Below are 12,340 nucleotides of genomic sequence, written 5' to 3' on the forward strand. Positions count from 1 at the left end.
GCAGTTATAGATGCTAGAATTATCAACAGATTTAAGCCTTGGGAATATAAATTAAACCGAAAAAGTCTAAAATTGAATAAATATGCGAATAATGATAAAATATGTTGATTATGTGCATGTTTTGTAAAAGGAGGACATATGAGTAAAACTATCTCAAAGATGCTATCTTGCGTACTTGCATTGATGGTAGTTATTACGGGCGTAGTACCGAGCATAGGCGAAGTCAGTGCAGCGACTACAGACCTCAAAATCACTTCGGTTAAGGTTGTAAATACCGAAACTGGAGCTGTTGTTGCGGATCTTATGGCTGGCCAGAAGCCTAAACTAAATGTCGGAACGACGTATTCTCTAGACGTGGATTACAATATTCCGCAGGAGTTACGAAATTCCGATACGTATTTTACTGCAACACTTGGAAATGGGCTTTATTTCAAGTCGTTACCGGGTGCTACATTTACACAGGGACCGATTACAGCAACTGGCTTTGAAGAACTTGTAAAGACACCGACAGGTACGGGAACATCACCATACAATTATCCGACGGCTGGTTCAAGTAAAGCGCGCTCAGGGGAGGTTACGTATAAGACTAAGAAGGGTCTTGATGCAGCAGCTTCTCACAAAGAGATGATTTTTACAGTCGATGAGGCGTATGTCAATCAGGATAAGAACCAGGTTTTAGCTGATGATATCAAGGTTAGGGTTGGTACGAGCACAACAAATGCGACTGATTCGAAGTCATATGATGTGATTGCGGCGGATGAATTTACATATGCGTACTGGAATGACCAGAGCTCAGAGGTTATTTCGAAGGGGAACACCACTTCGATTATCCAGACGTCAACGTCTTTTTCGCATCAATGGCAGAATATCAGCGATAAAGCATTGACGAAAGCGAACAGCAAGACGACGGTCGAAATAGTATATCCTAAGGATGTTGAGCTCGTCGGGCTCGAAGAGACAGGTCTCTATCATGCAAACGGAACTGTTGAATCGACTACGATTGTGGGAGATAACAAAGTTTCCGTAGTGTCATGGAATGAACCTGGCTCATATAGCGGCGGACTTACATTCAAGCCGCACATCAAGGTTGACGCAAACAGCACGCGTGCAAATGGAAGTTCTTTTAACGTGCAGATTAAGAATTTACATAAGACCGTGTGGAATGATACGCAAAATGCAGGCAGGACTAGCAAGAACAACGTGGCTAATCTCACAGTTCAGCTTATCGATGGATCTGATCCAGAATCCATAAAGAGCAGAACTACCGTTCAGAGTGCTCCAAACTGGTCATACAAGAAGAATGATTCTTACAATGTAAGATTGGGATCGCTTCTCATCAAGAATGATCTTGCTATTCCATCTCGCAAGGCTAAGACTATCGAGATGAAGCTAGATACTACTAATAAGGCTATCATCAGAGGTGTGACTATTCCTTATAAAGCAGGAATGACGTATGGACCTATTCACTGGACTGCTTCTGATGGAACTAGCGGTACTGCTGATCCTAGCATCCTCGAGACATCCGGAGGGGTATCTGCGCTTATCAAGAATACTAAGCTAGGGCTCGATATCAATACATCGATTAAGTCGATTAAGGTAGATATCGGCAAGCTTCCAGCTGGATATGACGGCATTAGACCTAACGAGGATCTCCTAGATGGCAACAAACTTGGACCTGGCGAGTTTTACGGATGGAGCTACATACCAGCAGGAGTTTTCGGAACTTGGAAGAAGGGTGAGAAGGACGATGTAATAAGCACGATTAGCTTTTACAACTCTGACGAAACACCTACCGCAGCAGATACGGTTACAACTAAGGCAACTAGCAGAGCTCCTGAAGTTCTAAACGGCGTTGGAAACATAAACAAGACGCAGGTACTCGGAGGCGATGAGTTCAAGATAACTGGCCGCATCAACGATGCTAACTGGGATTGGAACCCGCTTCAGGAACCAGTGCTATATGTGATGATGCCAGAGGGCTTCAACTACAAGGATTTAACCATTACTAATGGTACCCTCGGAAGTCCTAAGTATGTAGGTGAATATAGAGATGTGAACGGAACACCTGTTAGGGTGTGGAAGTACAATGTGGATATCGGCAGTGAGACTAGAGGTCAGTATCAACCAGACTTCTCGATCAAGTCGATGAACATGAGCATGACCGTCACACCTAATGAAAATGCTGCAAAGGGAACTTACCATATCAATGATTTCTTTGCATTTACCACCAAAGACTTCAAGGAAATCGATGCTGTGATTAAGCCTGAGAAGTGGGATAGAAGCAACTGGTCGACTAACAACAGCAGATATGCAAAGACGGAGAATGGCAAGGCAAAGAGCGTATTTGACAGCAAGGTAAATTCCGGAGAGTTCATGGTATCGCTATCAGAAGGTCCTGGAGTTACAGTGCAGCAGGCAGCTGCAGTGCGAGGTGACTCAAAGCTTCTTGTCGAGGATAAAACTACTGGCGAGAACAAAGAGTATAAGTATGATCCGACTAGTGCAGAGACTAAGACGGATACTACGCCAGTACTCAAGAGAGGCGATAAGGCGACGCTGAGAGTTACTCTTAGAAATAATGCTGCTCAAGGACTAGATCATGCGAATGTATTCGTGCCACTACTTAAGAAGGATGCAAACTACGGACAGAGCTTTAATCCAGAGGGCAAGAGCAATGTGCCACTCAAACTAGACTCTGTAAATGTTTCACCTAACTTCCGAGTGGAATACATCAAGCTTCACCCTGGTAAGACATATAATGTCAATAAGGCGCCAAGCGCTTCAGATTACGACGTAGTAACTGATCCAGCGGATGCGGATATGGTTCATCTAGTTTCGACTAAACCTTTGGCGGAAGGTGACGGCGGCTCGATAGATGTTGTATATAAGGTAGCATCCGATCTGTCCTATGACTATAACGAGAAGATTGACGTTCTATCGCCGGTACTCGATTACGATATCAGCGGTAATAAATCAATTACTACGCTCGCAGCATCGGCTATCACAGTTTCTATTCCAGAGCCTGAGAAGGTAGAGGTTTCAGGAACTAAGACATGGGTTGATGCAAATGACCAGGATGGCAAGCGTCCAAGCTCGATTACCGTTAAGCTGTATGCCGACGGTAATGACACTGGCAAGACTGCGACTGCTAATGCGGCAGGCAATTGGAACTATTCGTTCGGAAGAGTTCTCAAGTACGACGATAGCAACAGAGAGATTAAGTATACAGTCAAGGAAGTTGCTGTAGATGGATACACATCTAAGGTGACAGGCTATAATATCGAGAACACTCATAAGGTTGAGAAAACCACTGTTTCTGGTAAGAAGACTTGGGATGATGCGAATGACCAAGATGGAATCAGACCTAACGGTGTTACCTTTAAACTCTATGCAGATGGCGTAGATACTGGTAAGACAGCGACTGCTGATTCATCGAGCAACTGGAAGTATAAGTTCGAAAACCTCGATAAATACAAGGCGGGAAATGTCGTTACTTACACTGTAAAGGAAGCTTCGGTAAACGAGTACACGGCCGTTCAGGATGGGTTCAACTTTACCAACAAGCACACGCCATACACAAGATCAGTTAAGGTTACAAAGAAGTGGGCTAACGATGTAGCCGGTGACAGACCTTCATCAATTAAGGTTCGCCTTATGGCAGATGGGACTGAAGTAGCAGATAAGACTGTTACACCGGATGCAAATGGTGATTGGAGGGCTGAATTCGATAATCTACCTGTCAATAAGGACGGAAACAAAATCAAGTATACCGTCAAGGAAGATCAGGTTCAGGATTACACAGTGGCGTATACCGGTGATGTGGACAATGGATATATCATTACGAATACCCACATCGAGAAGCCAAAGCCAAGTAAAACGGGTAAGAAGCTCGTAAAGAGACACGGTCCTAAGACTGGTGATATGACAAATATCATGCTGTATGGGGTTGTTCTCCTAGTGGCTGTACTTGGGCTTTTAATCGCTGTGATTAAAAGGCGCAATAAGTAAATAATATATTGGAAGCTACCCGAGTCATCGGGTAGCTTTTTGGTTGATGAAACTCTTCGGATATATGTTAGATTATCTGGTTAGACCTTATTATTTTAGGATGAGAGTGATATTATTAGCATATTAGTAGAAATGATAATCTCGCCTGGCAAATACGATGTGGAAGTCGCAAGGTTAGTATATGGTAAAAGAGGATAAAAATGGCATATATTGAGATGAGACACTGCTTCAAGCGGTATGCTTCTGGAGAAAGCGAAATAATAGCAAATAATGATGTAAGCTTTGAGATTGAAAAGGGAGAATTAGTTATTATTCTCGGGGCTTCGGGTTCCGGGAAATCAACTATCCTCAATATCTTAGGAGGGATGGATACCGTTAGCGAGGGTGAGGTAATTGTTGATGGAATTGATATCGTCAAACTCAGCGATAGAGAGCGCACCCTATATAGAAGAAATGACATAGGATTCGTATTTCAGTTCTATAACCTAATACCGAACCTTACAGCAAGGGAGAATGTAGAGTTAGCTTTAGAAATCGTCAGAGATGCAAAGGATGCTGATGAGACCCTCAGGTCAGTGGAGCTAGGGGGCAGAATGGACAATTTCCCAGCACAGCTTTCTGGCGGGGAGCAACAGAGAGTTTCCATCGCAAGGGCTGTTGCAAAGAATCCAAAGCTCTTACTCTGCGATGAACCTACGGGGGCACTTGATTATAAGACTGGAAAGCATGTGCTTCATATCTTGCAAGAAATGTCGAGGAAAAATAATGTAACGGTCGTAATTGTAACTCACAATTCAGCAATTGCTCCGATTGCAGATCGCGTGATTCGTTTGCATGATGCTAAGGTCAGGTCGATTGAAGTTAATGAAAACCCATCAGATATAGAGACGATAGAATATTAGATGAAGTAGGTAGTGTATGAAGACAACTATGTGGAAAGTTACTAGAAGATTAATTAAAAAATCGCTAGGACGTTTCTTATCCATCATGCTGCTAACTATGCTGGGATCGATGACTTTAATAGGATTAAAGTCCGCGGGTTCAGATATCAATAGGAGCGCAAACGAGTATTTTGATAAATTTGACACTGTGGATTTGGCTGTAATTGCGAGTCAGGGCTTTGGAGCTGCAGATGAGAAGGAGATTAGGGAAGCACATGGTGTAAGTGAAGTAGAGTTTGGAAACTTCACAGATACGACTATTGCAAAATCTTCATCTTCTATACGCATATACTCAGCGCCTCGCAGGATATCGAAGTTTGAGGTAGTCAAGGGCAGGCTGCCAAAACGACAAGACGAAATCGCGCTTACAGATAGGTATAGAGGAAAATATAAAATAGGTAGTAACATTGAGTTTGCAGAAAAAAGAGGAGTTCCAGAGCAACTAAAGCGACATACATACAGGGTTACAGGCTTTATAAACTCAACTGAAATTATCGCTGATAATACGCTAGGACCATCAAACGCAGGAACTGGTGCGCTTTCAGGATATGCAGTTGTAGCAAAGTCTGCTTTTAAGCAGAATGTTCCAGTGATAGCTAGAATAAGATTTAAAGATCTAAAGGATGTTGATAGATTTGGAGATTCGTATACCCATAAGCTAAAAAAGCACAGCAAAGAGCTGGAAAAATTATTGAGTGATAATGCTGCCGATAGAAAGATAGAGCTAGAAAAAAATCTAAGAGCGCAATACGAAAAGCGGATGGCGGGGAGTAACACCAGCGGTTTTTACACAGGTCAAGCAAAGATAGGCGAAAACCACATTGATGGAAAAGAGAATTATCCTTCGAAGATATCAGTACCTGAACCTGAATATCATGTCCACACATACAGGACGATACCAGGTAGCGACGGGGTAAAAATGCTAAGGAATATGTCGTTTGGTGTAGGTAAGGTGGGAAATGTGTTCCCCATTGTTCTGTACTTAGTGGCAGCACTCGTAACTGTGGCTAACATGACACGATTTGTTTATGAAGAACGCACCAATGCTGGGGTTATGAAAGCGCTCGGCTATACTGAGCGGGATGTGACTAAGCAGTTTGTTACTTTCGGTCTCTGTTCAGGTGGAATCGGGTCATTCCTTGGAGTGCTTCTTGGGACGTATGGAATTCCATATGTTTTGTGTTCATCGCTTATGGCAAATATGACTATGCCTATTCCGGAACTTAAATTTAATTGGACCATTGTAGGTATTGCAGTTTTTCTTTCACTATCGTGTACGGTTTTGCCAGTGCTTGCCATTGTACATCGAGAATTTAAGGCAAATGCAGCACAGCTGCTACTTCCTAAGCCGCCAAGCAGTAGCTCAAGGATTTTGCTAGAGCGGGTAAAATTCATATGGAAGAGGATGAGTTTCATTCAGAAAGTTACTGCAAGAAATATATTTAGATATAAACAGCGCATGTTAATGACAATATTCGGAGTCATTGGATCAGTTGCGCTGCTCTGTGCTGGACTTGGAATCTCATCTTCGGTCAATGATATAGAGGGAAGGCAGTTTGGAGATCTTATAAAATATGATGTAGTTGTTACAAAGTCTGATGAGATTACAAATGATGAGCAAATTAAACTTGATAAGGTTCTAAAATCATCAAGTGTTGCAAAATATGAAGATGTGTATATTAAGCAGGTATCACAGCAGATAAAAGGAGTGGATGATGAGCAAGATATTACCATCATGGCGACATCTAAGAAAAGCTTTGCCCCTCTCATTGATATAAAGACAAAAGCCCTACATAATTCCATTACTTTACCAAAGAATGGAGTTGTAATTACCGAAAAGCTAGCTAAGCTCCTAGGGGTATCGAAGGGCGACACGTTTAATCTTAACGATGGAGGCAAGACATATACCGTTAGAGTAAGTGAAATTGCTGAGATGTATGCAGGACACTATATGTTTGTTAGTGACGATTACTATTCACATGTATGGGGCGAGACTCCTGCTGCTAACAGTTATTTGGTCAAGGTCAAAGAGAAGAGTGATATTGCTAATGTAGCATCAAAATTCATGAACCTAGAAGGTGTTAAAGGAGTAGCTCATAATCTCAATATAATCGAGCAGGTTCGTGGTGTATCAAAATCTTTGCTGACGGTAATGTTTGTTTTGACGATCATGTCGACCCTACTAGCCATAGTGATTCTCTATAATCTAACTAACATAAATATGGTAGAGCGGGTCCGCGAGATATCTACAGTTAAGGTACTCGGATTTCTTAACAAAGAAGCAACTATGTACATATACCGTGAAACTGTCGTTCTGTCAATTATCGGTATTGTTTTAGGGCTTATATCGGGCAAAATACTGCATGATTTTATAATCGCATATGTAGCCCCATCGCACGTTATGTTTACGCCAAATATAGAGTTATGGGGATATATAGTTCCGAGCATAGCAGTTATAGGAATACTCTGTGTGTTGTGCGTTTATGCAAATCGCATGATTAGAAAACTCAATATGTTGGACGCATTAAAGTCGGCTGATTAGAAACCAGCTTTATATGGATAATACTATTGACATCACTAGAATAACCAGTATAATCATCTTAATAGCGTATTATTTAATTGTGCGAAACCTTTTTGTTTCTATCGACATGTAATAATGATTAGGTAGGTATATATGAAAGCAGTAGAGGCATTATTTCCGGTGTTTTTTATGCTCTTTTTAGGGCTACTGGCAAGAAAAAGGCAGTGGATTACATTTGCACAGAACGAAGGTGCAAAGAAATTAGTATTTACAATCTTATTTCCGTTACTAGTATACAAAGTGCTTGTAACATCCGAGCTCAAGAGCACATTTCTCATCCAGATTATATATATGGATATAATCTGGCTAATCGTGCTGTTTATAGGGTTTAAGCTAACGCCGTTCACCGGCAAAAAGTTTGCACATATCTCGCCTTATCTACTAGTAACTTGTGAAGGTGGGAATGTAGCTTTGCCACTATACATATCTATAGTCGGAGCGGCACATGCGGTTAATATCGTCACATTTGACGTTGCTGGCATATTGATTAACTTTGGAGTGCTACCGATTCTTGTGACTAAGAAAGTCGTTGGCCAGGTAGAGTGGAAGGAGCTGTTAAAGAAGATTTTTACAAGCTCGTTCATGGTCTCGGTCATCGGGGGTGTGTTCATGAACCTTACGGGGCTTCATAAAATGATTATGAGCATGGGACTCGAGTCTACATTCAATTCAACGATGGAGCTCGTTATAACACCGATAACAGGCATTATCCTATTTACACTTGGGTACGAGCTGAAATTTGAGAAAGAGATGCTTTCTTCACTTTTAAGGCTTGCCATAGTGAGACTTGTGCTCTGCTCGATAATAATCGGTCTGTTCTATGTGATATTCCCAGCGCTCGTATCCGAGAAGGTGTTTGAGATTGCTATTCTGCTATATTTCATGTGCCCAACCGGATTCCCAGTTCCGCTTCAGGTACAGGCGCTCGTTACGGGTGAGGACGATGAGAGCTATATGTCAGCATTTATCTCACTATTTCTTGTAGTTGCACTGATCGCATACACGTTAATTACAATCTTTGTGGCGTAACGGATAGTTGTAATGTAAATTTTTAATGATATGAAGATATGAAGGAAATTATGGAGGGGATTATGAGCGAGATTAAGAGCCCATGGCCAGGACCTAAGGGTTTGATACCTGTTACAAGTGGCAAGGCAGATGATGCGAACGTATATAATAGGGCGTATCTGGACAGCATTCACGTGGAGATGAGGGTGATTGATGCAGTGCTTCCGGACCTAGGCTGTGAAATATTTGGAGAGAAGTTCTCTTCGCCGATTATGATGCCTGCTTTTTCGCATCTAAATAAGGTCGGAAAGGATGGCAAGAAACCGATGGTTCAGTATGCAGAGGCGGCTTTGGAGCTAAATGCTTTAAACTGGGTCGGCATGGAACCGAATGATGAATATGCAGAAATTGCTGCTGTCGGTGCGAAGACGGTGAGGATAATAAAGCCATTCATGAATCATGATAAGATTCTAGATGAGATAAAGTTTGCTGAAGAGCACGGGGCAATCGCTGTAGGTATTGATATCGACCATGTGCCTGGAACTGATGGCAAATACGACGTCGTAGACGGATTTCCTCTCGGGCCCGTTATGCAGGAAGAGCTCGAGAAGTATGTAGCGGCAACTGAACTTCCATTTGTTGCAAAAGGCGTTCTATCTGTTCAAGATGCGGTTAAGGCTAAGGATGCAGGCTGTAAAGCGATAATCGTATCGCATCATCACGGAAGGATACCGTTCGGAATTGCGCCAGCCCAGATACTCCCAAGGATCAAAGAGACTCTAGAGGGAAGCGGCGTGTTAGTATTTGCTGATTGCTCTATCGATACTGGATATGATGCGTATAAACTTCTCGCACTGGGTGCAGATGCGGTTGCTGTAGGACGCGGAATACTTGGCCCACTACTCAAGGATGGAAGAGAGGGAGTAACCAAGAAGGTGATAGAGATGAATCAGCAATTATCTGAGCTCATGATGTACACGGGCATTAAGGATGCTTGCTCTTTTGATAAATCGGTATTGTATATATAGCTGATAAATTTATCACAAAAATACATGATAAAGTCTTGACAAAGTTATGGAATAGGATAGAATGGAGATAACAAAATAAGAAATGATTATATAAATAAAAAATCTTGATTAAGGAGGAATATGATATGGTAAGTGCAACAGTTGGATTTATAATTTCGGGAGGATGCATGGCCTTATCTTATGGTTTAATCAAGATGACATATAATAGAAGCAAATATGGTAGAGCGTTCCATTAGGGAACATACCATAGGTAACATTTTCTCTATATTCCTAAAAATGCGGAGGGCGAGCTAAGAGTGCTCGTCCTTCGTATTTATATATTTTTTTAAAAAAGTCATAAAAAACCTCTTTACAAAGTTAGAGCCCTCTAATATAATAAGCATTAGTTAGAGATAACTAACAAAGCAGTATATAATTACCAGGAGGTGTTTACATGTACGTTGTATATTGGAGTGCTACAGGCAACACTGAAGCAATGGCTAACGCCGTTGGCGAAGGCATCGGTGCAGATGCTAAGGTTGTGTCTGTATCTGAGGTGAGCGTTGCAGATGTAAAGGGTGAGGACAAGCTTGCTCTAGGTTGCCCTGCTATGGGAGCAGAGGTGCTTGAAGAGGAAGAGTTTGAACCATTCATCGCAGAGCTAGAAGGTTGCTGTTCGGGCAAGAAGGTTGTTCTATTCGGATCGTACGATTGGGGCGATGGCGAGTGGATGCGTTCTTGGAAGGATCGTATGGAAGAAGCTGGTGCAGTAGTTGTAGAAGAGCCAGTTATCTGCAACAACGAGCCTGATGATGCAGGTCTAGCACAGTGCAAGGCTCTCGGTGAAGCATTAGCAAACGCTTAATCATACCTAAAGCGTGCGCTTGTGACCAGAGATGGCACATTCGAATAATCGTACAGATAATATAAACATAATTATGCTTAATAACCATAAGCAAATATATCCAAACCATAATAATCATACTTTCAACCTACATATTTAAGTCATTTTGTTAATCGCCAAAAGCCGGGGGCATGAGCCTCCGGCTTTTGGTTTGTATATTCAAAACTCTTGCTATAATGATTTTTTGCCTTCGGATATTTTATGTGCATAAAATATGATTGCTATACTGATTAGCATCACTACAACCGACATGATAGTCCCTTCTAGCCCAAAACCAGTATTGTATGCGAAGCTATTTGCATCATGCTTAGTGTCGAGAACGAATATCGAATAGGATGATACTTCGCCGCTATTTGGCAGACCTAGCAGTATATTCTGATTGAAGTTCCAGGTCGTGTGGCAAGCCATCGCCATCCATATGCTGTTGAAGTAATGAATCATTAGCGCGAATAACAAACCTGTGAGGAATATATCGAGAAGTGGGAAAAATGAAACGTGATCATTTCCAAGGTGAAGCGCCATAAAAAATAAAGAAGTCACCAATATCGCTACCCAAGGATTTGAATACCTCTGTAACACTCTCTGATACATGAATCCACGGCATATAAGTTCCTCTGCAGAAGACTGGACGAATACCGCGATAAACATGAGGAGTATCGGGAACAACTCGAATTTCGCGAAGCTGAGCTTAATATCTCCGTGAAGATACGCAGTTAGTGCACAGGCGCCGTTCATGACAAATCCAGCTGCGAAACCAATAAGGAGGTTCTTGATATTGTTTCCGTTCTTTCGATACTTTAACGCCTCTAGTATATAGCGATTGTCTTTGATGCTTAAAATGGCGATTAGGAAGACAAACCATATTCCCCAAAAGGTTATATAAAGATTAAATGTCTCCGTATACGCATCGCTGAATAGCGTGTAGTTAATGGAAATTAATGATACTAAATCGCCACCTATTGTGAGCAGGAAGGTTAGCGCCCAGATCCAGATTATGTTGTCTCTGAATCCGTATTGTTTCGTCATGTTTTCTGTCATTAGATATATATCCTTTCTCCCTCATGTCTACTTATATTTAGCTCGCTCGAGCATAACTATAATTAAACGAAAGATAAGAGATTATACCATATATGACATGAGCTAATAGAATTTTTGCACCTCAAAACGTGCATTTGCGTGAAGAATAATTCATAAAATAGTTTTGCACAATTAGTCTAATACATGTATAATTAGTTCGAAAGTAAATGCAGCTGGTTACTGCATGATTGATTAACGAAATTTTTTTAAGGAGGTAATTATTATGGCTAAGAATAAGTACGCAGGTACACAGACAGAGAAGAATCTAGAAGCAGCTTTTGCTGGTGAATCACAAGCAACTAATAAGTATACATATTTTGCATCAAGAGCTAAGAAGGACGGTTTTGAGCAGATTGCAGATATCTTTCTGAAGACAGCTGCAAACGAGAGAGAGCATGCTAAGCTTTGGTACAAGGAACTCAACGATGGAGTTGGCGATACAGCATACAACCTAGAGGATGCTGCTAATGGTGAGAACTATGAGTGGACAGACATGTACGAAGGTTTTGCTAAGACTGCTGAGGAAGAGGGATTCCCAGAGCTAGCAGCAAGATTCCGTCTCGTTGGAGAGGTTGAGAAGCACCACGAAGAGAGATACCGTGCACTTCTCAAGAATGTAGAGATGAAGGAAGTATTCGAGAAGAGTGATGTTAAGGTATGGGAGTGCCGCAACTGCGGACACATCTGTGTTGGAACTAAGGCTCCAGAGGTTTGCCCAGTTTGCAATCACCCACAGTCATTCTTTGAGGTTCACGCAGAAAACTACTAAGGAGATAGTCCATACGGCTTATCTGGGCTTCGGTTCGCCGAAGCC

General features: G+C 41.8%; 8 protein-coding genes. 7 read left to right on the plus strand and 1 reads right to left on the minus strand.

Features of this window, described 5'->3' with window-relative positions:
- Positions 1 to 138 precede the first annotated feature (138 nt).
- The 6 genes from C5Q96_RS08390 (at position 139) to C5Q96_RS08415 (ending at position 10,410) form a co-directional block, all read left to right on the plus strand.
- The gene (locus C5Q96_RS08390) at positions 139 to 4,008 is read left to right on the plus strand and encodes a Cna B-type domain-containing protein (RefSeq protein ID WP_106057926.1); all 3,870 of its coding nucleotides are present in this window, start codon (positions 139 to 141) and stop codon (positions 4,006 to 4,008) included.
- 200 nt (positions 4,009 to 4,208) lie between these two features.
- Entirely contained in the window at positions 4,209 to 4,910 is a 702-nt protein-coding gene (locus C5Q96_RS08395; RefSeq protein WP_106057927.1) for an ABC transporter ATP-binding protein, read from the plus strand.
- A 16-nt stretch (positions 4,911 to 4,926) separates the two neighbouring features.
- Entirely contained in the window at positions 4,927 to 7,491 is a 2,565-nt protein-coding gene (locus C5Q96_RS08400; RefSeq protein ID WP_106057928.1) for an ABC transporter permease, read from the plus strand.
- Positions 7,492 to 7,623: 132 nt separating this feature from the next.
- On the plus strand, positions 7,624 to 8,559 hold the full coding sequence (locus C5Q96_RS08405) for an AEC family transporter (RefSeq protein WP_106057929.1): 936 nt from the start codon (positions 7,624 to 7,626) through the stop codon (positions 8,557 to 8,559).
- Between the two features lie 62 nt (positions 8,560 to 8,621).
- A complete protein-coding gene (locus C5Q96_RS08410) occupies positions 8,622 to 9,566 on the plus strand; it encodes an alpha-hydroxy-acid oxidizing protein (protein WP_205763995.1) in 945 nt (314 codons plus the stop codon).
- Between the two features lie 433 nt (positions 9,567 to 9,999).
- Positions 10,000 to 10,410: a flavodoxin gene (locus tag C5Q96_RS08415; protein WP_106057930.1), complete on the plus strand. Its 411-nt coding sequence runs from the start codon at positions 10,000 to 10,002 to the stop codon at positions 10,408 to 10,410.
- Positions 10,411 to 10,620: 210 nt separating this feature from the next.
- On the opposite strand, the gene C5Q96_RS08420 is transcribed toward C5Q96_RS08415, so the two are convergent.
- Entirely contained in the window at positions 10,621 to 11,487 is an 867-nt protein-coding gene (locus C5Q96_RS08420) for a CPBP family intramembrane glutamic endopeptidase (protein ID WP_205763996.1), read from the minus strand.
- Between the two features lie 262 nt (positions 11,488 to 11,749).
- On the opposite strand from C5Q96_RS08420, the gene rbr reads away from it, so the two are divergent.
- On the plus strand, positions 11,750 to 12,295 hold the full coding sequence (gene rbr, locus C5Q96_RS08425) for a rubrerythrin (protein WP_106057931.1): 546 nt from the start codon (positions 11,750 to 11,752) through the stop codon (positions 12,293 to 12,295).
- Positions 12,296 to 12,340 lie beyond the last annotated feature (45 nt).

The organism is Mogibacterium diversum (genome assembly GCF_002998925.1).
Classification (GTDB): Bacteria; Bacillota; Clostridia; order Peptostreptococcales; family Anaerovoracaceae; genus Mogibacterium; species Mogibacterium diversum.

Excerpts from the sequence above, each read along its gene's own strand:
- C5Q96_RS08390 (WP_106057926.1), top strand. The coding sequence starts at position 139 with ATGAGTAAAACTATCTCAAAGATGCTATCTTGCGTACTTGCATTGATG.
- C5Q96_RS08395 (WP_106057927.1), top strand. The coding sequence starts at position 4,209 with ATGGCATATATTGAGATGAGACACTGCTTCAAGCGGTATGCTTCTGGA.
- C5Q96_RS08400 (WP_106057928.1), top strand. The coding sequence starts at position 4,927 with ATGAAGACAACTATGTGGAAAGTTACTAGAAGATTAATTAAAAAATCG.
- C5Q96_RS08405 (WP_106057929.1), top strand. The coding sequence starts at position 7,624 with ATGAAAGCAGTAGAGGCATTATTTCCGGTGTTTTTTATGCTCTTTTTA.
- C5Q96_RS08410 (WP_205763995.1), top strand. The coding sequence starts at position 8,622 with ATGAGCGAGATTAAGAGCCCATGGCCAGGACCTAAGGGTTTGATACCT.
- C5Q96_RS08415 (WP_106057930.1), top strand. The coding sequence starts at position 10,000 with ATGTACGTTGTATATTGGAGTGCTACAGGCAACACTGAAGCAATGGCT.
- C5Q96_RS08420 (WP_205763996.1), bottom strand. The coding sequence starts at position 11,487 with ATGACAGAAAACATGACGAAACAATACGGATTCAGAGACAACATAATC.
- rbr (WP_106057931.1), top strand. The coding sequence starts at position 11,750 with ATGGCTAAGAATAAGTACGCAGGTACACAGACAGAGAAGAATCTAGAA.